Below are 21192 nucleotides of genomic sequence, written 5' to 3'. Positions count from 1 at the left end.
GATGCGAGTTGGCGATGGCGGAAAAAAAAGCGCATCCAAACAGCCCTGCGGGTGGCTGGTCGGAGAGTTATCTGGGGTTCCCTACCGCTTGGCTGAAGGCAGCCATAACGGTTAACACTAGATTAACACGCTACGCCATCAATGTGACGGTTGTGCGACAAACGGCACCGGTTCGCAATGCAATCGTGACGGGTTCTTCACTCCGCCTTTCCCCGGGGCTCACTCGCGGGGAACTGCCCCGCTGGCATCGAGAATCGTCCCCCGCCAGGCATGGCCGGCCCCGGACAACAGGGTCACCGCCGCTGCCGCTGCGGCTTCCGTGCCTTGCGCAGCCGGGTCCTGGTCGACGGAATAGGCACGTGCGCGCAGCGCCGTGCGCAGGGGGCCGGGGTACAGGCCGCTGACCCGGACAGGACTGCGGCCCAGTTCATCGTGCAGGCTGGCGATCAGGCCACGCAGGCCGTGCTGGGCCACGCCGTACCCTCCCCAGTAGGCCTGCCCCACCCGTTCAGCGGCATCGACCGCGAACACCAGGGCGGCATCCTCGCGCTGCCGCAGCAGCGGCAGGCAGGCCTGGGCCAGCCAGGCCGGGGCGGTCAGGGTGACATGGACCGCGCGGGCGAAACTGGCCGGGTCGGCCAGCTCGAACGGGGTCAGGCCGGGGAAATGCGCGGCGCAGACCAGCAGGCCATCCAGCCGCCCCAGCTCACGCTGCAGGGCCTGGGCCAGTTCGGCATAGTCATCGGGGCCGGCACCCTCCAGGTCCATCGGGTACAGCAGGGGTTCCGGGCCGACCGCCTGGACCTGGGCATAGACCCGGTCCAGCCGGCGCGGCTTGCGCCCCAGCAGGACCACGGTAGCCCCGGCCGCCGCAGCGGCAATCGCCGCCGCACTGCCCAGCCCGCCGCCGGCACCGGCAACCAGCACCACGCGGTCCTGCAACGGGCGGCCATCGAGCGCCCCGTCAGTCGGTGACGTCGACGGCCAGGCACTCATCCCTGGGTCGCCTCTTCGACGATGCGCTTGAGTTCGCCGGATTCAAACAGTTCCATGACGATGTCGCAGCCGCCGATCAACTCGCCGTTGATGAACAGCTGCGGGAAGGTCGGCAGGTTGGAGAAGCGCGGCAGGTTGGCGCGGATCTCCGGTTCTTCGAGCACGTTGACGGTGCGCAGGGTGACGGCGCCGGCAGCCATCAACGCCTGCACGGCGCGGCTGGAAAAGCCGCACATCGGGTACTGCGGGGTGCCCTTCATGAACAGCACGAGCGGGTAACGATCGACCTCGGCCTGGATTTGCTGCATCACCGCCACAACCACACTCCTTGCTTCGCCGGACAACCCGACCGTGATGGTCGGCTAGACTGCCCACGGTAGCCGCCATTGTAAGCGGATGGAACAGGCTGCCGCCGTCCCCTGGCCACGAACCTGCACATGCCCGTCGAATTGCCCGCCCTGCCCTACCTCTCCGGCTCCCTGCAGCCCCACCTGTCCGCGCAGACCGTGGAACTGCATCACGGCCGCCACCACCGCGCCTATGTCGACGCGGTCAACGCCGGCACCCTCGGCACCGAGTGGGAGGAGGCGTCACTGGAAGAGATCGTGCGCCATGCCCAGGGCACGCTGTTCGATGCGGCCGCCCAGGCCTGGAACCACGGCTTCTACTGGCAGTGCCTGCGCCCGCGCGGCGGCGGCGAACCACAGGGCCGGCTGGGCGAGCTGGTCAAGCGCCAGTTCGGTGACGCGCAGCGCCTGCGCGAGGAATTCAACCGCACTGCACTGGGCCTGTTCGGCTCGGGCTGGGTGTGGCTGGTGCAGCACCCGGGGGGCCAGCTGGGCATCCAGGCCACCCGCAACGCCGGCACGCCCCTGACCGGCGACAGCACCCCGCTGCTGTGCTGCGACGTGTGGGAGCACGCGTACTACACCGACTACCAGAATGACCGCGCGCGTTACCTGGACGCGTTCTGGCAGATGGTCAACTGGGAATTCGCCGAGAGCCAGCTGCGCTGACCCCCTGTAGAGCCGAGCCCATGCTCGGCTGGCCGGACAGCAGCCGAGCATGGGCTCGGCTTACAGATGAAGCTTCACGCGCTCTCGTGCGCGGCCACCGCATCCATCACCCGCGCCGAGTACACCAGCGCGGCCCCGGCGTTGAGCGAGACCGCCACGCCCAGCGCCTCGGCGATTTCCTCGCGGCTGGCGCCATGCTTCAGCGCCGCGTCCACGTGCACGGTGATGCAGCCGTCACAGCGGGTGGTCACCGCCACCGCCAGCGCGATCAACTCCCGGGTCTTGGCATCCAGGTGGTTGGTCTGGGCACCGGCATTGGCCAGGGTGGCGTAGCCCTTGACCGTATCCGGCGAGAGCTTGCCGATCTCGCCGATGCGGCCCTTCAGTTCCTTGCGGTAGGCATTCCAGTCGAGCATGGTCGTGACTCCTGTGAAAGGAGCTCCACGCTACCACCGGGAATGTTGTGCCGATGGCTGCACCGGTGCGCCACACCGTTGCACTGCCGGCCAGCGGCCGGCACTACCGGACTCAGCGGTTGCGCAGCGCGTGCACCGCCGGTGCCACCTGGGCCTGGCGGTCCAGTTCCAGGCCCACCTGGTCCAACGCGTCGGCCAGTGCTGCGGCATCGTCATCGCGCAACGTGGCATGGCCGACCTTGCGGCCTTCGCGCGACTCCTTGCCATAGTCATGCCAGTGGCCACTGGCCTGGGCCAGCACCGGCAACGGGTCGGGCATCCGGCCCAGCCAGTTCAGCATGCAGGCATGGCCGAGCATGCGGGTGCTGCCCAGCGGCAGGCCCAGCACGGCGCGCAGGTGGTTCTCGAACTGCGAGGTCTCGCTGCCTTCGATGGTCCAGTGCCCGGAGTTGTGCACGCGTGGCGCCATCTCGTTGGCCAGCAGCTCGCCATCGCGGCAGAACAGTTCCAGCGCGAACACGCCGACGTACTGCAGGTGTTCTGCGACACAGCGTGCATAGCCGATGGCTGCCTGCTGCTCGGCGGCGGACAGCACGGCCGGGGCCACGCTGGCCGACAGCACACCGTCGACATGCCAGTTGCCGGTGATCGGCCAGGCTTCGAAACTGCCATCGCGGCCACGCACGGCCACCACGCTGACCTCGCGCTGGAAGGCCACGAAGCCCTCCAGGATCAGTCCGGTGCGCTCGACCTGTGCACCCAGCGCATCCCAGGCGGCATCAATGTCGGCTTCGCTGCGCAGGCGGAACTGGCCCTTGCCGTCGTAGCCCAGGCGGCGGGTCTTGAGGATGCACGGCAGGCCGAATTCGGCGGCCTTCGCCGCCAGCTCGTCGCGGCTGCGGATATCAGCGAAGGCCGGCAGCGGGATGCCCAGCTGCTGGAACAGGGTCTTCTCGCTCAACCGGTCCTGGGCCACCGCCAGCGCGGCCGGCGGCGGGTAGACCGGCACGCGGTCGGCCAGGAACTGTGCACTGTCGGCGGGCACATTCTCGAAATCGAAGGTGACCACATCGACCTTGGCAGCGAAGTCCGCCAGCGCCTGGCGGTCGTCGAAGGCACCGACGGTGAGCGGCGCCAGCGGGCCGCTGCAGGCGTCGGCCGCCGGGTCATACAGTTCGAAGCGCAGCCCCAGCGGCGCACCGGCCAGGACCATCATGCGGGCGAGCTGGCCGCCGCCCAGGATGCCGACGGTCAGGCTCATTGGCGCGGATCGTCGTGGGCCATCACGTCTTCGGCCTGGCGTGCACGGAAGGCGTCGAGCGCCTGGCCGATCGCCGGCTGGTCGCTGGCCAGCATCGCGGCGGCGAACAGCGCCGCGTTGGACGCGCCGGCATTGCCGATGGCGAAGGTGGCGACCGGGATACCGGCCGGCATCTGCACGATCGACAGCAGCGAATCCATGCCGTTGAGGGCCTTGGACTGCACCGGCACGCCCAGCACCGGCACGGCGGTCTTGGCGGCGATCATGCCTGGCAGGTGGGCGGCCCCGCCGGCACCGGCGATGATCGCGCGCAGGCCACGCGGGCCCGCCTGCTCGGCGTAACTGAACAACACATCCGGCGTCCGATGCGCGGACACCACCTTCACTTCGAACGGAACACCCAGGGCTTCAAGCTTCTGGGCGGCGTGCTGCATGGTTTCCCAGTCGGAACGGGAACCCATGACGATGCCGACAAGCGGCGCGATCGGGTTGGGGGTCATTGGCCGTCACCTGCCTTAAAGACGTATTCTAGCCATCTTCCACGCAAGACGAAGAACCATGGATCGCAAGCTGCTCGACCTGCTGGTGTCGCCTGACACCCGCCAGCCCCTGTCCCTGCTGGATGGCAAGGGCCTGGAAGCCCTCAACAAGGCCATTTCCGCCGGCGCGGTGAACAAGGCCGATGGCAACCCGCTGGCGCAGCCGCTGCGCGAAGCGCTGGTCACCCGCGACCGCAAGCAGGTCTTCCGCGTCGACGACGGCATCCCGGTGCTGCTGGCCGAGGAAGCCATCCCGACCGCCCAGATCGCCGATTTCCCGACCGCATGAGCACGCTGCCGACGCCGGATGCGGCCGTTGTCGCCGCCGATGTCGCGCGTGCACTGGCCGAGGACCTGGGCAGCGGTGATGTCACCGCCGCCCTGCTGCCCGACCAGGCCGACAGCGCCTACCTGCTGTGCAAGCAGGACGGGGTGATCGCCGGCCGCCCCTGGTTCGACGCCACCCACCGCGCGCTCGACCCGGACGTACGCATCGAATGGCAGGTTTCCGACGGCGACGCGGTCACCGCAGGCACCGTGCTGGCCCTGCTGCATGGGCGCAGCCGCAGCCTGGTCAGCGCCGAACGCACCTCGCTCAACTTCCTGCAGACGCTGTCCGGTACGGCAACCACCACCGCCCGCTACGTGGCGGCGGTGGCCGGTACCGGCACGCGCATCCTCGACACCCGCAAGACCCTGCCCGGCCTGCGCCTGGCTCAGAAGTACGCGGTGCGCTGCGGCGGTGGCGAGAACCATCGTTTCGGCCTGTACGACACGGTGATGCTGAAGGAAAACCACATCCGCGCTGCCGGTTCACTGGCCGACGCCGTGGCGGGCGCACGCCGGCAGTGGCCTGCGCTGCCGCTGGTGGTCGAGGTCGAGGATCTGGCGCAGCTGCGCCAGGCGCTCGACGCTGGTTGCGAACGCATCCTGCTGGACGACTTCAGCCCCGACCTGCGCCGCGAGGCGGTACGCATCACGGCCGGCCGCATTCCGCTGGAAGTGTCCGGCAGCGTCGGCCTGGGTGGCCTGCGCTCGATCGCCGAGGATGGCGTCGACTGCATCTCCATCGGCGGCCTGACCAAGCACGTGCAGGCCATCGATCTGTCGTTGAAGCTCGGCCCACCGCCGGGCTGAGGCCTGCAGGACTTGTAGAGCCGAGCCTACGCTCGGCTGCTTGTCGATTTGCGGCACGCCCTGCGCGCGCTTCGCGCGATGAGCCGAGCATGGGCTCGGCTCTACACGACCCGGGACGCCTTCACGGCTCGGCTACGGCCGCCTCTGCGACGCTGCCGGCATCCCCCACAGGAGCCGCGCATGCGCCGGATGCTCTTGCCTGCCTGTCTGCTGCTGGCCGCGGCCCCCCTGTCCGCAGCGGCGGCCGAAGCCTGCGATGTGCCACCGCGTTTCGGCCTGAGCCCATTGGCGGTGGCCATCCGCAATACTGCCTGCAATGAACACCGGCTCTGGTTCCGGCCTTTCATCGATCGCGATGGCCGCGCGGCGAGCCTGAGTGTCACCGAGGCTGAGAACGAACATCTGACCGACAACGGGCTGATTGCCTGGCAACGCGTGGCCGGCTACTGGCGCAACAGCGGCACGCTCAACGCGATGGGCAGCATCGCCGGCGCCAGCAGCTGTCTGGCACCACTGGGCACGCGCTACACCGACAGCGACTGCCGCACCTTCCTGATCGACAACCCGTGGTCGGCCGCGTTCATTTCCTGGGTGATGGTGCAGTCCGGCGTCCCCGGCTTCAACGCGTCGCCACGCCACATCGACTACATCCGTGCCGCGTACCAGGGCGGACCCTCGGGCGTGCCGTACCGGCTGGTCGATCCCGCGACCGCAAAGCCCGCACCGGGCGACCTGCTGTGCTTCCTGCGCGATCGCAGCACCACGCTCAGCTACAGTGGGCTGGTGCAGGCACTGGGCAACGGTTCGGTGGGCCACTGGAAATCACATTGCGAAGTAGTGGTGGCCGCCAACCTGGGGGGCGACCAGACCCTGTACCTGGTGGGCGGCAACGTGATGAACACGGTGGCGATGCGACTGCTGCCGCTGGACCGCACCGGGTTGATCAAGCTGCCGCCGGCGCGCGAACGCAACAGCACCGGCATCGAGCCCAGCTGCACGCCGGGCCGCGAGGACGAATGCAGCTTCAACCGCCAGGACTGGGCAGCGCTGCTGCAGCTGACGGCGACCGCGCCATTGGTGATGCCTTCGCCCTCCGCCGCGCCGATGCAGACGGTGCCGGCGACGGCGCCGTCTAACGTGCCCGCATCACCGATGTCCAGCGAACCGCAGCCACGGCGGTGAGTGCAGCGCTTGATCCAGCGCGCGTTCGCCGCCATCTTTGCCGGATCCACCTCTGACGGCTGACGCCATGCCCACCCTGCTGTTGTTGCTGATTGCCGGCGGAATCATCTATTTCTTCTGGAATGCGGCGCGTTCGGCCGCCGAGCGCGCGGTCGAGCTGGGCCGCAATGCCTGCCGCGCTGCCGACGTGCAGTGGCTGGATCAGGCGGTACATGCCACCGGCCTGCGACTGTCGCGTGGCGAGGACGGACGGCTCGGTTTCGAGCGCACCTTCAAGTTCGAGTATTCCTACGATGGCATCGATCGCCACGTGGGCCGCATGGTGCTGCGCGGCGACCAGCTGATCTCGTTCACCGGCCCCGGTGCCGCGCGGATCAGCCAGATCCGGCCGGATGTGGAGGATGCCGAGGATGTGTAAGAACTGAAGGTGTGCCGACCAACGGTCGGCACCCACACAATTCCGGCACCCACCGGTAAAACCTGCAAAGGAAGACGCCGCCCATCGGGGCGGCGTCGGAATGGTTACTTGACCACGCGCAGGTTCGGGCGGCCCTTGGGCGGCGGACTGGCCGGTGGCGTATCGTCCGGCGGCGTGCCGTCCTCGTGCAGCAGTTCGTCACTGGTCGGCGCGGTCTCGCTGCCCGGAATGTCATCCGGCAGCGCCATGCCCTGCCCGGTCTCGCGGGCATAGACCGCCAGCACGGCGCTGATCGGTACCTGCACCGGGTAGCTCGTGCCGGAGAAGCGGGCCGAGAAGCTCACCATTTCGTTGTCGATCATCAGCCGCACGACGGCGCGTTCGGCGATGTTGAGCACGACCCGGCCATCCTTGACCGCCGAAGGCGGCACCTGCACGCCGGGGACGCCGGCGTCGACCAGGATGTGCGGGGTCAGCTGGTTGTCGTTGATCCATTCCACCAGCGCCCGCAGCAGGTACGGGCGGTGGCTGGTCATGTGGAAGAAGTCTTCGGTCATGCGTGAAGTGTACGCGCCCGGCGCCCCGCCGGGGCGGATCGCCTGCACGCCGGTCGGCGTGCAGACGGGTTACGCAAGGTCGGATCAGACCGGCAGATCGCGCAGCTTCTTTTCCTGGTCGGTCAGGCTGCGGACGAAACCCGGGTGACGGAAGATGCGGTTGCCATAGTCCTCGATCGCCTTGCCGTCCTTCGGCAGCGGCACGTCCAGCGACTGCAGGCGCCAGATGATCGGTGCCATTGCACAGTCGGCCAGGCTCATTTCCGGATTGAGGAAGAACTTGCTGGCCTTGAACAGCGGCAGCGAGGCGGTCAGCAGTTCCTTCAGGCGCTTGCGGCCGGCCTCGGCCTGGGTCTTGTTGCCCAGCTGGATGGCCTGCACCTGCGGTACCCAGTCGTGCTCGATGCGCAGCATGGCCAAGCGGATACGCGCACGCGAGAGCGGATCGACCGGCATCAGCGGAGGATGCGGGTAGCGTTCGTCCAAGTATTCGCTGACCACCGACGCGGCGTACAGCACCAGCTCGCGCTCGACCAGGGTCGGCACCGAGTGGTACGGATTGAGATCGATCAGGTCTTCAGGCGGGTTCTGCGGATCGACCGGGACAAAGTCGAAGGTGACCCCCTTGGCCGCCAGCACCAGGCGTACCCGGTGGCACAGTACGTCGTCGTTCGAGGAAAACAGCGTCAGTGTATTGCGCATGCGTACGCTCGCCGCCATCAAAGGCTCTCCCACGACAGGAGACCGCCTGCCGCATCGGCGCCGCCGGCACCGTGCCAGCGGTCGACTCCACCCCGAGTGTGCAACCGACCATCACAAAAGCCAATAGGCCCGGGCGATGGCCGGCGGCAGAATCAGTGGACGTCCTTCCAGTATTCCTTCTTCAGCAGGTACAGCAGGAAAGTCAGCAGGGCCAGGAACAGGATCACCCATACGCCCAGCTGCTGCCGCTTGAGCGCGGCCGGTTCACCGGCGTATTCGAGGAAGTTGGTGATGTCCCGAACGGCCTGATCGTACTGGCCGGCATCGACCGACCCGGGCGTTTCGATTTTCAGGCCGGTCACCGGCGGGTCCATGCCAGGCGCTTCCGCCTTGCCGTGCACCGCATGCTGCAGGCCCTGCATCTCCCACAGCGGGTTGGGCATGGAGGCATTGGCGAACAGCGCGTTGTTCCAGCCCAGCGGGCGGCTGCTGTCCAGATAGAACGACTTGAGATAGGTGTAGACCCAGTCACTGCCCCGCACGCGCGAGATCAGGCTGAGATCGGGCGGCATCTTGCCGAACCACTTCTCCGCGTTCTCCTTGGGCATCGCCACCGGGATCGGGTCGCCGATCGCCGAGCCGGTGAAGTTGAGGTTGTTCATCACCTCTTCCTCGGTCAGGCCGAGGTCCTGCGCCATCCGCGAATAGCGCAGGTACTTCAATGCGTGGCAGCCGGAGCAGTAGTTCATGTACAGCTGCGCGCCGCGCTGCAGCGAGGCGCGGTCACCGAGGTCGTTGCCGGCCTGCAGCAGCGGGGTGCCGCCTTCGGCGGCGGAGGCCAGGAAACTGCCCAGCATCAGGGTGGCCGCCAGGGCCAGCCGGACCATCCAGCGCTCAGTCATGCGTGGTCACCCTCTCCGGTACCGGCTTGGTCCTGTCCAACCTTGTCCATAGCGGCATGGTGATGAAGAACGCGAAGTACAGGAAGGTCAACACCCGCCCGATGTAGGTCTCGTGCACATCGGTGCCCGGGCCGGAACCAATCACGCCCAGCCACACGAAGCACACCGCCAGCACGCCCAGCATCACCTTCGAGATCCAGCCGCGGTAGCGCACCGATTTCACCTTCGCCTTGTCCAGCCACGGCACCAGGAACAGGATCGCGATGGCCGAGAACATCACCAGCACGCCGCCCAGCTTGTTCGGCACCACGCGCAACATCGCGTAGTACGGCGTGTAGTACCAGACCGGCTTGATGTGTTCCGGGGTCACCAGGCGGTTGGCTTCGGTGAAGTTGTCGTGCTCCAGGAACAGGCCGCCGAAACCGGGGGCGAAGAAGATGATGAAGGCGGCGATGATCAGCAGGAAGCCGGCACCGACGCCATCCTTGAGCGTGTAGTACGGATGGAACGGAATGCCGTCGGCCGGGGCGTTCGGCGACCAGCGATTGCCCTTGGGCCCCTTCTTGATCTCCACGCCATCGGGGTTGTTCGACCCCACCTCGTGCAGCGCGCCCAGGTGCAGCACCACCAGCAACAGCAGCACCAGCGGCAGTGCGATGACGTGCAGCGCGAAGAAGCGGTTGAGCGTGGCGTCACTGGGCAGGTAGTCGCCCATGATCCACTCGGTCAGGCCGTTGCCGATCACCGGTATCGCGCCGAACAGCGAAATGATCACCTTGGCGCCCCAGAACGACATCTGCCCCCACGGGAGCACGTAGCCCATGAAGGCTTCGGCCATCAGCACCAGGTAGATCAGCATGCCCAGGATCCACACCAGCTCGCGCGGCTTCTGGTAACTGCCGTACAGCAGGCCGCGGAACATGTGCAGGTAGACCACGATGAAGAACAGCGAGGCCCCGGTGGAGTGCATGTAGCGGATCAGCCAGCCCCACTCCACATCACGCATGATGTATTCGATGGAGCCGAACGCCTCGGCGGCGTTGGTCTTGTAGTGCATCGTCAGGAAGATGCCGGTGACGATCTGGTTGACCAGCACCAGCAGCGCCAGCGAACCGAAGTAGTACCAGATGTTGAAGTTCTTCGGCGCGTAGTACTCGGTGACGTGCTTGCGGTAGACCGGCATCAGGCCCGGCGCGCGGGCATTGACCCAGTCGGCCACGCCGCTGGCGGTACGAGCGAGGATATTGGCCATCAGGCTGCCCCCTGCGGATCGACACCGATGATGATGGTGTTGTCGTCCTGGTAATGGTGCGCGGGCACCTTCAGGTTGATCGGCGCCGGCACGTCCTTGAAGACGCGGCCGGACATGTCGAAGCGCGACTTGTGGCAGGGGCAGAAGTAGCCGCCCTTCCACTGCGGGTCATAGGGTTCAGGCCGGATCTCGGCGACCATTTCCGGCGAACAGCCCAGGTGCGTGCACAGGCCGACCAGCACGGAAATGTCCGGCTTGATCGAGCGCAGCTCGGGGTTCTGCTTCAGCACGTAGTCCGGCTGCTGGTCCTTCTCGCCGGACTCGGGGTCCTTGAGGCGGCCATCGAGCCCGTGCAGTGCATCGAGGATCGCCTTGGACCGCTTGACGATCCAGATCGGCTGGCCACGCCATTCCACGATCAGGCGTTGGCCTTCCTGCAGGGCGCTGATGTCGGCCACCACCGGTGCGCCGGCAAGCTTGGCACGGGCACTGGGGTTCCAGGATTTGATGAAAGGAACAGCGGTGAATCCGACGCCGACGGCGCCCACCACGGCTGTGGTGGCAGAAAGAAAACGCCGACGTCCGGTGTTGACTGGATCGTGTACCCCATCGTTGGCCATCCGGCACTCCGATATTGATTAGGTAGCTTTAAGGCTGCCAGCGGATCCGGTGGGGGCCAGAGCCGCATTGAATCATGGGCGAGTGTAGCGGAACCGTCGAGCGCCACACAACGCATTGCAACAACATTGATTACGGGGCTGCCAGCCAGTGGCCGGTCGGTGCCGGCCATTGCCCAAGGTTGCCGGCCAGCGGCCGGCACTACTGGTGCGTCAATGCGGTGCGGTAACGCTCGGCCAGCTGCCCGACCCGGCGCACGTAGTACTGGGTCTCGCTGTAGGGCGGCACGCCACCGTGGCGGTCAACCGCGCCTTCGCCCGCGTTGTAGCCAGCCGCGGCCAGGGTCAGGTCGCCATTGAAACGCTTCAACAACCACGCAAGATACTGCACGCCACCGCGGATGTTCTGCCCGGCATCGTAGGAATCGCTGACTCCGAAACGGGCCGCGGTTGGCGGCATCAGCTGCATCAGGCCCTGCGCGCCGGCGCGGCTGAGCGCGGTCGGGTTGTAGGCCGACTCGGCGTGGATGATGGCGCGCACCACGGCTTCGTCGACGCCGAACTCGCGCGCGGCCGAGCTGATCTCGGTCTGGAACGCGGTGGTGTTCAACCGCACCGAACCGAAGTCCACGCGCGGGTTGACGCCACAGGCGTAGCAGCGCTCCATGAAACTGTACCGGATGGTGCGCACCGGGCCGAGGTTGGCGACCTGGGTCGGGCGCGCACTGGTGTAGTGGCGCACGCCGTCCTTCATGAAGGAATAGACCTGGCCGCTGACCATGCGCCCGCTGCGCGAGGCAACCGGGGGCGCGGGTACGGCGGCTGGCGCAGCCGCCGGCGTCGCAGCGCTGGCCGCCACCGCCACCGGGTTGCGCTCGATGCTGGCCACGGTGGTCGGCGCCGGCTTCGGCGCGGCCACCACCGGGCGCGGTGCCGGGCGGAGGTCGCGGCTGTAGCTGATGGCGCTGCAGCGGGCCCCGGCCAGGCGCTTGCTGACATAGCTGGTGACCCCGTCGGCGCCCTGGCACTTGAACAGGGTGCCCGCGCTGGCCGGCGCAGCGGTCAGCGCAGCGATGATGATCGCCGTTGTCCCCAGTATCCCCTTCATGCCGGCGAGTGTCCCAGCTTCGCCGGGGCTTGCCAAGCGACGCGGCTCAGCCTGTGACGGGCGGCACAGCCAGCACCTGCCCCAATCCGGCCAGGCGCTGTGCCAGTTCATCGCGCAGGCCCGGCGGCGTGGTCCACACCGCCACCGGCACCCGGTCCAGGCTGAGGATCTGCGCCAGCATCATGCCGCGGCTCTCGGCGCCCATGCGCAGCAGGCAATGGTCGGGCCCATCGTCCTCCAGCACACCACACCAGGGCGGGATGCGGCCTTCCAGCTCGGCGCGGCTGCCGGCCAGGCGGACGATGGCCTGCAGGGCGAACGGGGCCTGGCTGACCGCCTGCCGCACCATCACATCCGGCGGTGCGGGCGTACGGCGGTGCATGCCCGGCTCGGCGCATTCGCGCACCGCGCCCATCCGGTCCACGCGCAGGGTGCGCCAGTCCTGCCGGCCCAGGTCCCAGGCCAGCAGGTACCAGCGCCGCCCGTAGTTGACCAGGTGCTGCGCCTCGACCTCGCGCTGGGTCACCGCTTCCTGGGCACTGCGGTATTCGAAGGCCAGCCGTGACGCCTGCCGGCAGTGCTGGGCCAGCTGCCCAAGCAGGCGTGCGTCGGTGGACGGAAGGTCGGACAGGGTGGCGGTGGCGGCATGCACCTCGCCGGCCTGCTGGCGGCGACGGGTCGGCACCAGCGGATCGAGCTTGGACAACAGGCCGCGCGCGGTGTCGTCGATGCCGGCGACGGTCGCAGAGGCCGCGCGCAGGGCGATGGCCAGGGTAGTCGCCTCCTCCTCGTCCAGCAGCATCGGCAGCACCGGCGCCCCTGCCCCCAGCTGGTAGCCGCCGCCAACCCCGGACGAGGCCCGGACCGGATAACCCAGCTCGCGCAGGCGCTCGACGTCACGGCGGATGCTGCGCCGGTCCACGCCCATGCGCTCGGCGAGCTCGGCCCCGGACCACTGGCGACGGGCCTGCAGCAGGGCGATCAGGCGCAGCAGTCGATGGGCGGTATGGCGCATGAAGGATCGAGGACAGAAGTCGTCCGCAATAGTGCCCCAGGATGGCCTCCAGTTCACCACCCACCGCAAGGAGCAATGCCATGAATTCACGCCAGATCACCCTGTACCACGCCGCCCGTTCCCGCTCGAGCGGCGCCGTGGCCCTGCTCGAAGCACTGGGTGCCGACTACCGCATGCAGGTGCTGGACCTGAAGGCGGGCGCCAACCTGGCCCCGGCCTACCTGGCCATCAACCCGATGGGCAAGGTGCCGGCGATCGTCCACAACGGTGCGCTGGTGACCGAGCAGGTGGCGATCTATCTGTACCTGGCCGACCTGTATCCGGAGGCCGGCCTGGCACCGCCGATCGGCGACGCCCTGCGCGGGCCCTACCTGCGCTGGATGGCCTTCTATGGCGCCTGTTTCGAGCCGGCGATGATCGACAAGGCGATGCACCGCGAGCCGCCGCCGCGCCTGATGTCGCCGTACAACGACGCCGAGACCGTGCTGCAGGTGATCGAGGCCCAGCTGGCGCAGGGCCCCTACCTGCTCGGCGAGACGATGAGCGCCGCCGACGTGCTGTGGGGCAATGCGCTGGCCTGGACCACGGCCTTCGGCCTGGTGCAGCCCGCGCCGGCCACGGCCGATTACATCGCACGGATGAGCGCGATGACCGCCTTCGACCGTTCGCGGCAGATCGATGCGGAGCTGGCGGCGTAAGCAGCGGCCCCTTGTAGAGCCGAGCCCACGCTCGGCTGCTCCTCCGCCTTGCAAAGGCAGCCGAGCACGGGCTCGGCTCTACAGTGATGGCCACGCTGGGCATGGGCTCGGTTGCACGGGCGCGGCGGCTGGCGCGGGATGCGGGTAGAATTACCCGCTTTCCCGCCACCCGAATGGATTAAGCGCCATGACCGGGACGCCAGACGTCTTTCCGCCCACCACACCGGGCGGTACCCCCCTCGTTGCCCTGCCCGCTGGTCCGCGCAAGCCCGACCAGGTGAAAGGCAAGCTGTACATCAAGACCCACGGTTGCCAGATGAACGAGTACGACTCGGCCAAGATGGCCGACGTGCTTGCCGCCAGCGATGGCCTGGAACTGACCGACAGCCCGGACGACGCCGACGTCATCCTGGTCAACACCTGCTCCATCCGCGAGAAGGCGCAGGAGAAGGTGTTCAGCCAGCTGGGCGTGTGGAAGGGGCTGAAGAACAAGGGCCGTGAAGTCATCATCGGCGTCGGCGGCTGCGTCGCCTCGCAGGAAGGCGAAGCGATCATCAAGCGTGCGCCGTTCGTCGACCTGGTGTTCGGCCCGCAGACCCTGCACCGGCTGCCGGAGCTGATCCGCGCACGCCGCGAACAGAAGCGCCCGCAGGTCGACATCAGCTTCCCCGAGATCGAGAAATTCGATCGCCTGCCCGAGCCGCGCGCCGAAGGACCCTCGGCATTCGTGTCGATCATGGAAGGCTGTTCCAAGTACTGTTCGTTCTGCGTGGTGCCCTACACCCGCGGCACCGAAGTCAGCCGCCCGTTCGAGGACGTGGTGGTGGAGGTGGCGCAGCTGGCCGCACAGGGCGTGCGCGAGATCAACCTGCTCGGGCAGAACGTCAACGCGTATCGCGGGCCCTATGGTGACGGTGAGTTCGCCGACCTCGGCCTGCTGATCCGCACCATCGCCGAGATCGATGGCGTCGGCCGCATCCGCTTCACCACCTCGCATCCGCTGGAGTTCAGCGATTCGCTGATCGATGCGTTCCGTGACGTGCCACAGCTGGCCAACTTCCTGCACCTGCCGGTACAGGCCGGCAGCGACCGCGTGCTGTCGGCGATGAAACGCGGCTACACCGCGCTGGAGTTCAAGTCGAAGATCCGCAAGCTGCGGGCGGTGCGCCCGGACATCTCGATCAGCTCGGACTTCATCGTCGGCTTCCCCGGCGAGACCGACGCCGATTTCGAGAAGACCATGAAGCTGATCGAGGACATCGGCTTCGACCACAGCTTCTCCTTCATCTATTCACGCCGCCCCGGCACGCCGGCCGCGGACCTGGAGGACACGATCAGCGATGCCGAAAAGCACGCGCGCCTGTCGCGCCTGCAGGAGCGCATCAATGCGCATGCCGCCGGCATTTCCGAGAAGATGGTCGGCACCGTGCAGACCGTGCTGGTGGAAGGGCCCTCGCGCAAGAACCCGAACGAGCTGACCGGCAAGACCGAGAACATGCGTTCGGTGAACTTCCCGGCGCCGGCGCGCCTGATCGGCCAGTTCGTGGATGTGGTGATCACCGAAGCGCTGACCAATTCGCTGCGCGCGCGGGTGGTGGCGGAATGAATCTTCGGGTCGGAGCCCCAAAGGGGCTCCGACCCGCCGGCCCGATAAATTGGGGTCGGAGCCCCTGCGGGGATCCGACCCCCTGCCTTCAATCCAGGCGCTTGCGGAAGCGCAGGATCGCCAGGGTCATCATCACCACGATGAAGGCCAGCAGCGCCAGCGCGTCGTGCCACAGCTCCCACAATGAGGCGCCGCGCAGCATGATGCCGCGCACCAGGCGCAGGAAGTGGGTCAGCGGCAGCACCTCGGCCAGCCACTGCACCGGCCGCGGCATGCCTGCGAACGGGAACATGAAGCCCGACAGCAGGATCGACGGCAGGAACAGGAACAGGGTCATCTGCATCGCCTGGAACTGCGAGCGCGCACGCGTGGAGATCAGCAGGCCCAGCGCCAGGTTGGCCAGCACCAGCAGCACCGCGGCCAGATAGATGTCCAGCAGGCTGCCGCGAATGGGTACCTGGAACAGCCAGGTGCCCAGCACCAGCACCAGCGTGGTCTGCAGCAGGCCGATGGCCGCATAGGGCAGCACCTTGCCGACCATCAGCTCGCTGCGCGACACCGGCGTGGCGATCAGCAGTTCCATGTTGCCGCGCTCGCGTTCGCGCACCACCGCTACCGCCGTGAACATCACCAGGGTCATGGTCAGGATCACCCCGATCAGGCCCGGTACGATGTTCACCGCCGAGCGCCGCTGCGGGTTGTAGAAGCTGGTCACGCCGACCGGACCACTGGCGATGCTGCCTTCGCGCAGGGGACGGGTGTTGCTGGTCGGGCGCGTGTCCAGCGGCACCTGCGCCAGCTGGATCGCCGCGCTCTGCACCACGGTGTCACTGCCATCGACCAGCACCTGCACCGCCTCGCGTCCATCGAAGCGGCGACGCTCGAAGTCGGCCGGCACCACGATGCCGACACTGATCTCGCCACGGCGCAGCGCCTGCATCAGCTGGGCAGGCGTGTAGGCTTCGCTGCGCGGCGTGATCACGCCGGTGGCCACCATGTCCTGCACCAGCGCGCGCGAAGCGGCGCTGTTGGCCTGATCGGCGACACCCGCATCGAGATGACGCAGGTTGAGGTTGATCGCATAGCCGAACAGCAACAGCTGCATCACCGGAATGCCAACGATCATCGCCAGCGTGATGCGGTCGCGGCGCAGCTGCCGCAGCTCCTTGAGCATGATCGCCGACAGCCGGCGCAGGTTCATGCCGCCGGCTCCCGGCCGCGGCCACGGGTGGCGGCCACGAACACATCTTCCAGGTTTGGCGCCACCGTCTGGATGCGGGCCTGCGGGTCAGCGTTGGCAAGTGCACGGGCCAGCACTGCGACGTCCGCTGCGCCCTCATTGCACAGCACGCGCAGCTGGGTGCCGATCTGCGCCACGCTCAGCACACCGGGCAGCTCAGACAGTGCGCGGCTGGCCTGCCGCGGCTGCGACGACGTGACCTGCAACGTGCGGCCGTCCAATCGTGCGCACAGCTCAGCCGGCGTGCCATCGGCAACCAGTGCACCACGATCCAGGATTGCCATCCGGTGGCAGCGCTCGGCCTCGTCCATGTAGTGGGTCGACACCAGCACGGTGGTACCGGCGTCGGCAAGTTCAAACAGGGCTTCCCAGAAATCACGGCGCGATTCCGGATCGACCGCGCTGGTCGGCTCGTCCAGGAACAGCAGCTCGGGCGCGTGCACGACGGCGCCGGCCAGGGCGAGGCGCTGCTTCTGGCCACCGCTGAGGGTTCCGGCCAGCTGCGGCTGCCGGTCCAGCAGACGGTACTGCTGCAGCAGCTCGTCGACCCGCCGCCGGGCCTGCGCGCGTGGCAGATCCTGGATGGCGGCGAGGAATTCCAGGTTCTCGCGCACCGACAGGTCCTCATACAACGAGAAGCGCTGGGTCATGTAGCCGATGCGCCGGCGCAGTGCTTCGGCCTGCTCGGGAACCGCCAGCCCCAGCACCTGGATCTGCCCAGCGCTCGGCTCCAGCAGGCCGCACAGCATGCGGATGGTGGTCGACTTTCCGGATCCATTCGGCCCCAGGAAGCCGTACACCTGCCCGCGCGGCACGGTCAGGTCGACATTGTCCACAGCCAGAAGATCGCCGAAGCGGCGGGTCAAGTCCTGCGCATGCACCGCGATGTCGTCGCCGGTGTTCAGAAGCGCACCTGCACCGGCAGTCCGGCCGGAAGCTTCTGCATGTCGGTGGCCGTGTCCACTTCGATCTCGGCCAGATAGCTCAGGCGCTCGACGTCATCACCGGTCAGTGCGTAGTACGGGGTGAACGAGGGCTCGCTGCGGATTGAGCGCACGTGCCCCTTCAGCACGGTGCTGCCGTCTTCCAGCTGCACCTGCGCAGCCTGCCCGACCTTGACCTGCAGGCGCAGCGGCTGCGGCAGGTAGACTCGTGCATAGGGGCGCTCGCCGACCAGCATCACCGCCAGTGGCGCCCCGATCGGCGCCTGGTCACCCTGCCGGTAAGGCAGGGCATCGACAACACCATCGCGCGGCGCGCGCAGCTGCAACTTCTGCAGGTTGACGCCCTGCACCACCTGCTGCGCCTGCGCGGCATCGGCGGCCGCCTGGCCCTGGGCGATGTCCTGCGCGCGGCTGCCGTGCACCAGTTCCAGCCAGGCCTGCTCGGCGGCCCGCACGCTGGCCTCGGCACTGCCGGCAGCCGCCCGTGCACGGTCCAGCTCGGCGGCGGCGATCAGGCGCTGGCGTGCCAGCGGTTGCACCCGACGGTAATAGGCCGTGGCTTCAGCAGACTGCGCGCGCAACGCGGCCAGCTGCGCCTGGGCCTGCGCGATCTGTTCCTGGCGCGGGCCGATCTTCAGTTCTTCCAACTGGGCCTGCGCGCGCACCGTGTCGGCCTGCGCCGCGGCGAACTGCGCGTCGCCGCGGGCGGGGTCGAGCTGCATCAGCACTGCTCCGGCCTTGACCTGCTGCCCCTCGCGCACCTCCACCGTGGCGATCACTTCGGCCGCCGGCGCCGGCACCGTGATCCGGTCCCACTCCAGCGTGCCGAGCGCTGCAGGCGGCGCCTGCCCACACCCGGCCAGCAGGCCGATACCCACCAATCCGATTCCACGCATCCCGTTGCCGATGCCCATGCCATCCCCTCCTGCGACGGCGCCACGGTGCCATCCGCCCCGTGCACCCTCTATGATTCCGATCAGCCCTGACGGTTTTTTCACCACGCGTTGGCGAGCCTTTGGCTGCAAGGCTCCGCGCCACCTATCCACAGGTTGATTCGGCATCATTCCACAACCGGTGTGGAAAACCGGCAACACGGGATCCTGTTGCTCGCCTGGCAGCGGAACCTGCGCTGCGATCACGAAGAACGCCGGCGTGCCCGGGAAGTTCTCGGCCACGCGCTGCGACGTGCCCTCCCTCCCGGTCCGCCCGTCCTGCGGGTGCCGGCACGCCCGGGTCCGTGACGATTTTTTCACCACCCCCTCATGACGCTTGTGGCACAAGCACTGTAGAGGTCTATCCACAGGTTTCCGCAGCCCCCGTCCACACCGGGTGTGGAAAAGCATGTATCGACCCCGTGCTGGCCGCGCGCCCGCTGCGCGCGCTACCCTTGTCCTCCCTGAATACACTGCGGTGGAAGGCTTCCGCCCCACCCAAGGCAATGAAAAGCATCGAACATCGAGACTTCACCCTGTCGCCGGAAGACACCGAGCGGCTGGCCAACCTGTGCGGCCCCTTCGATGGGCACCTGCGCCAGATCGAGCTGAAGCTCGGCGTGGAGATCGCCAACCGCGGTTTCGTGTTCCGCATCAGCGGGCCCAACGAAGCCATCGTCGAGGCGCAGAAGCTGGTTGAAGCGCTGTACGCCGAAGCCGGCGAAACCACCTTCGACAACCACGCCATCCACCTGCGCCTGGCGCAGGCCAACGTCGAGCAGATCGCCGAACGCTCCTACGAAGCGCAGGAGGTGGCGATCAAGGTCAAGCGCGGCACGGTGCGCGGTCGCGGTGCCAACCAGGGCCGCTACCTGCACCAGATCGCCACGCATGACATCAACTTCGGCATCGGCCCGGCCGGCACCGGCAAGACCTTCCTGGCCGTGGCCAGCGCGGTCGAAGCGCTGAACGAATCACGGGTGCAGCGCCTGATCCTGGTGCGCCCGGCGGTGGAGGCCGGCGAGAAGCTGGGCTTCCTGCCCGGTGACCTGAGCCAGAAGGTCGACCCCTACCTGCGACCGCTGTACGACGCCCTCTACGAGATGATGGGCGTGGAGAAGGTCGTCAAGCTGCTGGAAAAGAACGTCATCGAAATCGCGCCGCTGGCCTACATGCGTGGCCGCACGCTCAACGATGCCTTCGTGATCCTGGACGAAGCACAGAACACCACCATCGAGCAGATGAAGATGTTCCTGACCCGCCTCGGCTACGGTTCCACCGCCGTGGTCACCGGCGACCTGACCCAGACCGATCTCCCCAAGCACGTGAAGTCCGGCCTGCGCGATGCCATCGACGTGCTGCGCGAGGTCGAGGGCGTCAGCTTCACCTTCTTCGAGTCGCGCGACGTGGTCCGCCACCCGCTGGTGGCGCGCATCGTCAGCGCCTACGATCGCCGTGACCTGCATCAGATCCAACCTGGAGCAACTCCATGACCCGTGGTCCCGTGCGACTGGACGTCGCCGTCAGTTATGCCCTGCCGCGCACCGGCCTGCCGGCGGCGGTCAGCTTCCGCAAGTGGGTGGCTGCTGCGCTGAAAGGCCGCATCCGCGAGGCCGACCTGGCCATCCGCGTGGTCGATGCCAAGGAAGGGCAGTCATTGAACCGCCATTATCGCGGCAAGGATTACGCGACCAACGTGCTCAGCTTCCCGGCCGAAGTGCCCGAAGGGCTGCCCAAGGGCGTGAAGTTTCCGCTGCTGGGCGACCTGGTGATCTGCGCACCGGTGGTGGCCCGCGAGGCCGATGAACAGGGCAAGGCGCTCAACGCCCACTACGCACACCTGACCGTGCACGGCGTGCTGCACCTGCTCGGCTGGGACCACGAGGACGACAAGGAAGCCGACGCCATGGAACAGCTGGAGCGCGAGATCCTGGCCGAGCTCGGCATCGCCGACCCCTACGCCGGCGAGCGCTGAGGCCCACGCACACCGGGATCTTCACGGAGGACGCGCCCATCGCGCTGCTGCCCGCACTCATCGCCGCTCTTCTGCAGGTGACCACTGCCCCGGGCATCGACCCCGGCCGGGAACGACCGTCGCCGTTCCCGGCCAGCGACAGCGCCGCCGACATTGCCGCCAAGGTCGCCGAGGTGCAGGCGTTCTTTGACGTCAGCCAACAGACGGCGCGTCAGGCGGTCGCCGAGGCGCAGCAGCACGCATTGATGGAACGTTTGAAAGCGCGCCACGCGGCACGCCTCGCCGGAATCTGGGTGGACAACGCGGCAGGTTGGAACGTCGTCGTTCGACTGACTGGCCCAGCACCCGCGGCCGATGAGACACATCCAGGGGCGGATGGCCCGCAACGCGTGCGCTACATCACCGGCGCCGCGATGACCGAAGCGGAGATGCAGCGCCGCCTGCACGCACAGCGGGACTGGCTGCTGGCCCAGCTGCCCGACCTGTTCGGCTATAGCCTGGATGTCACGACCGGGGAACTGGAGGTTGAGCTGCGGGATACCCCGGCCAACCGCGCGACGGCGGCGGCCGTGCGCGACCACTTGCAAGTGCAACTGGGCTACCCGGTCAGGCTGCGCTGGTACCCAGCGACCACGCGCAGGCATCCGCCCTGATTGCCTTGGGGCGCTCGCGATGGCTG

25 protein-coding genes are annotated in these 21192 nt (G+C 67.7%); 10 read left to right on the top strand and 15 right to left on the bottom strand.

Features of this window, described 5'->3' with window-relative positions; translation table 11 throughout:
* Positions 1 to 219: 219 nt before the first annotated feature.
* Together AC5P8F_RS02600 and grxD are read right to left on the bottom strand one after the other, a co-directional pair.
* Positions 220 to 996: an SDR family NAD(P)-dependent oxidoreductase gene (locus AC5P8F_RS02600; protein ID WP_414612031.1), complete on the bottom strand. Its 777-nt coding sequence runs from the start codon at positions 994 to 996 to the stop codon at positions 220 to 222.
* Entirely contained in the window at positions 993 to 1313 is a 321-nt protein-coding gene (grxD, locus tag AC5P8F_RS02595; RefSeq protein WP_005415957.1) for a Grx4 family monothiol glutaredoxin, read from the bottom strand. The genes AC5P8F_RS02600 and grxD overlap by 4 nt, the downstream gene beginning before the upstream one ends.
* Before the next feature lie 120 nt (positions 1314 to 1433).
* Here grxD and AC5P8F_RS02590 point away from each other — a divergent pair, with 120 nt between their 5' ends.
* A complete protein-coding gene (locus AC5P8F_RS02590; RefSeq protein ID WP_014646588.1) occupies positions 1434 to 2012 on the top strand; it encodes a superoxide dismutase in 579 nt (192 codons plus the stop codon).
* 74 nt (positions 2013 to 2086) lie between these two features.
* Here AC5P8F_RS02590 and AC5P8F_RS02585 read toward each other — a convergent pair whose 3' ends face one another.
* The 3 genes from AC5P8F_RS02585 to purE all read right to left on the bottom strand — a co-directional run bounded on the left by AC5P8F_RS02585 (position 2087) and on the right by purE (position 4189).
* Complete coding sequence (locus AC5P8F_RS02585; RefSeq protein ID WP_004152082.1) at positions 2087 to 2428, bottom strand: carboxymuconolactone decarboxylase family protein; 342 nt, start codon at positions 2426 to 2428, stop codon at positions 2087 to 2089.
* A gap of 112 nt (positions 2429 to 2540) precedes the next feature.
* Complete coding sequence (locus AC5P8F_RS02580; RefSeq protein WP_049442243.1) at positions 2541 to 3689, bottom strand: 5-(carboxyamino)imidazole ribonucleotide synthase; 1149 nt, start codon at positions 3687 to 3689, stop codon at positions 2541 to 2543.
* Positions 3686 to 4189: a 5-(carboxyamino)imidazole ribonucleotide mutase gene (gene purE, locus AC5P8F_RS02575; RefSeq protein WP_495227585.1), complete on the bottom strand. Its 504-nt coding sequence runs from the start codon at positions 4187 to 4189 to the stop codon at positions 3686 to 3688. The genes AC5P8F_RS02580 and purE overlap by 4 nt, the downstream gene beginning before the upstream one ends.
* 58 nt (positions 4190 to 4247) lie before the next feature.
* Here purE and AC5P8F_RS02570 point away from each other — a divergent pair, with 58 nt between their 5' ends.
* The 4 genes from AC5P8F_RS02570 (at position 4248) to AC5P8F_RS02555 (ending at position 6965) form a co-directional block, all read left to right on the top strand.
* Positions 4248 to 4517: a Trm112 family protein gene (locus tag AC5P8F_RS02570; protein WP_014036599.1), complete on the top strand. Its 270-nt coding sequence runs from the start codon at positions 4248 to 4250 to the stop codon at positions 4515 to 4517.
* Complete coding sequence (nadC, locus tag AC5P8F_RS02565) at positions 4514 to 5365, top strand: carboxylating nicotinate-nucleotide diphosphorylase (protein ID WP_014646586.1); 852 nt, start codon at positions 4514 to 4516, stop codon at positions 5363 to 5365. The genes AC5P8F_RS02570 and nadC overlap by 4 nt, the downstream gene beginning before the upstream one ends.
* Before the next feature lie 180 nt (positions 5366 to 5545).
* A complete protein-coding gene (locus AC5P8F_RS02560) occupies positions 5546 to 6547 on the top strand; it encodes a DUF2272 domain-containing protein (RefSeq protein ID WP_111205951.1) in 1002 nt (333 codons plus the stop codon).
* 67 nt (positions 6548 to 6614) lie between these two features.
* Entirely contained in the window at positions 6615 to 6965 is a 351-nt protein-coding gene (locus AC5P8F_RS02555) for a DUF3301 domain-containing protein (RefSeq protein ID WP_005415950.1), read from the top strand.
* Positions 6966 to 7069: 104 nt separating this feature from the next.
* Here AC5P8F_RS02555 and AC5P8F_RS02550 read toward each other — a convergent pair whose 3' ends face one another.
* The 7 genes from AC5P8F_RS02550 to AC5P8F_RS02520 all read right to left on the bottom strand — a co-directional run bounded on the left by AC5P8F_RS02550 (position 7070) and on the right by AC5P8F_RS02520 (position 13118).
* A complete protein-coding gene (locus tag AC5P8F_RS02550; protein WP_014646584.1) occupies positions 7070 to 7522 on the bottom strand; it encodes a ClpXP protease specificity-enhancing factor in 453 nt (150 codons plus the stop codon).
* Between the two features lie 84 nt (positions 7523 to 7606).
* Positions 7607 to 8242, bottom strand: coding sequence for a glutathione S-transferase N-terminal domain-containing protein (locus AC5P8F_RS02545; RefSeq protein ID WP_005408842.1), 636 nt, complete (start codon positions 8240 to 8242; stop codon positions 7607 to 7609).
* A gap of 134 nt (positions 8243 to 8376) precedes the next feature.
* Positions 8377 to 9126, bottom strand: a complete 750-nt coding sequence (locus AC5P8F_RS02540; protein WP_032960911.1) for a cytochrome c1 — start codon at positions 9124 to 9126, stop codon at positions 8377 to 8379.
* The gene (locus AC5P8F_RS02535; protein ID WP_014646581.1) at positions 9119 to 10378 is read right to left on the bottom strand and encodes a cytochrome b; all 1260 of its coding nucleotides are present in this window, start codon (positions 10376 to 10378) and stop codon (positions 9119 to 9121) included. The genes AC5P8F_RS02540 and AC5P8F_RS02535 overlap by 8 nt, the downstream gene beginning before the upstream one ends.
* Positions 10378 to 10998 carry a ubiquinol-cytochrome c reductase iron-sulfur subunit gene (gene petA / locus AC5P8F_RS02530; protein WP_004151998.1) on the bottom strand — a complete coding sequence of 207 codons (621 nt, stop codon included), beginning with the start codon at positions 10996 to 10998 and terminating at the stop codon, positions 10378 to 10380. Before petA ends, AC5P8F_RS02535 begins: the two co-directional genes overlap by 1 nt.
* A gap of 199 nt (positions 10999 to 11197) precedes the next feature.
* Positions 11198 to 12103, bottom strand: coding sequence for a lytic transglycosylase domain-containing protein (locus AC5P8F_RS02525; protein ID WP_111205949.1), 906 nt, complete (start codon positions 12101 to 12103; stop codon positions 11198 to 11200).
* Between the two features lie 46 nt (positions 12104 to 12149).
* Positions 12150 to 13118: a helix-turn-helix transcriptional regulator gene (locus AC5P8F_RS02520; protein WP_014646579.1), complete on the bottom strand. Its 969-nt coding sequence runs from the start codon at positions 13116 to 13118 to the stop codon at positions 12150 to 12152.
* An 80-nt stretch (positions 13119 to 13198) separates the two neighbouring features.
* Between AC5P8F_RS02520 and AC5P8F_RS02515 the strand changes: the two genes are divergently transcribed.
* Together AC5P8F_RS02515 and miaB are read left to right on the top strand one after the other, a co-directional pair.
* Positions 13199 to 13816 carry a glutathione S-transferase family protein gene (locus AC5P8F_RS02515; RefSeq protein ID WP_014646578.1) on the top strand — a complete coding sequence of 206 codons (618 nt, stop codon included), beginning with the start codon at positions 13199 to 13201 and terminating at the stop codon, positions 13814 to 13816.
* Positions 13817 to 14003: 187 nt separating this feature from the next.
* Positions 14004 to 15422: a tRNA (N6-isopentenyl adenosine(37)-C2)-methylthiotransferase MiaB gene (gene miaB / locus AC5P8F_RS02510; RefSeq protein ID WP_014646577.1), complete on the top strand. Its 1419-nt coding sequence runs from the start codon at positions 14004 to 14006 to the stop codon at positions 15420 to 15422.
* A gap of 88 nt (positions 15423 to 15510) precedes the next feature.
* On the opposite strand, the gene AC5P8F_RS02505 is transcribed toward miaB, so the two are convergent.
* Genes AC5P8F_RS02505 through AC5P8F_RS02495 form a run of 3 tightly spaced genes read right to left on the bottom strand, consistent with a single transcriptional unit; the run spans position 15511 to position 18520 of the window.
* Entirely contained in the window at positions 15511 to 16623 is a 1113-nt protein-coding gene (locus AC5P8F_RS02505; RefSeq protein WP_197606739.1) for an ABC transporter permease, read from the bottom strand.
* Positions 16620 to 17543 (bottom strand): ABC transporter ATP-binding protein, encoded by a 924-nt coding sequence (locus tag AC5P8F_RS02500; RefSeq protein WP_495227584.1) that lies wholly within the window; start codon positions 17541 to 17543, stop codon positions 16620 to 16622. The genes AC5P8F_RS02505 and AC5P8F_RS02500 overlap by 4 nt, the downstream gene beginning before the upstream one ends.
* Before the next feature lie 20 nt (positions 17544 to 17563).
* Entirely contained in the window at positions 17564 to 18520 is a 957-nt protein-coding gene (locus AC5P8F_RS02495) for an HlyD family secretion protein (RefSeq protein WP_014646574.1), read from the bottom strand.
* 524 nt (positions 18521 to 19044) lie between these two features.
* Between AC5P8F_RS02495 and AC5P8F_RS02490 the strand changes: the two genes are divergently transcribed.
* The 3 genes from AC5P8F_RS02490 (at position 19045) to AC5P8F_RS02480 (ending at position 21166) form a co-directional block, all read left to right on the top strand.
* A complete protein-coding gene (locus tag AC5P8F_RS02490) occupies positions 19045 to 20031 on the top strand; it encodes a PhoH family protein (RefSeq protein ID WP_032960924.1) in 987 nt (328 codons plus the stop codon).
* A complete protein-coding gene (gene ybeY / locus AC5P8F_RS02485) occupies positions 20028 to 20513 on the top strand; it encodes an rRNA maturation RNase YbeY (protein WP_014036587.1) in 486 nt (161 codons plus the stop codon). The genes AC5P8F_RS02490 and ybeY overlap by 4 nt, the downstream gene beginning before the upstream one ends.
* A 77-nt stretch (positions 20514 to 20590) precedes the next feature.
* Positions 20591 to 21166, top strand: coding sequence for a hypothetical protein (locus tag AC5P8F_RS02480; RefSeq protein ID WP_014646572.1), 576 nt, complete (start codon positions 20591 to 20593; stop codon positions 21164 to 21166).
* Positions 21167 to 21192: the final 26 nt, after the last annotated feature.

This window comes from Stenotrophomonas sp. YJH_SMC_69, assembly GCF_059370495.1.
The sequence above is the reverse complement of the archived record's forward strand: the minus strand, read 5'-3'. Positions and strand labels throughout refer to the sequence as shown.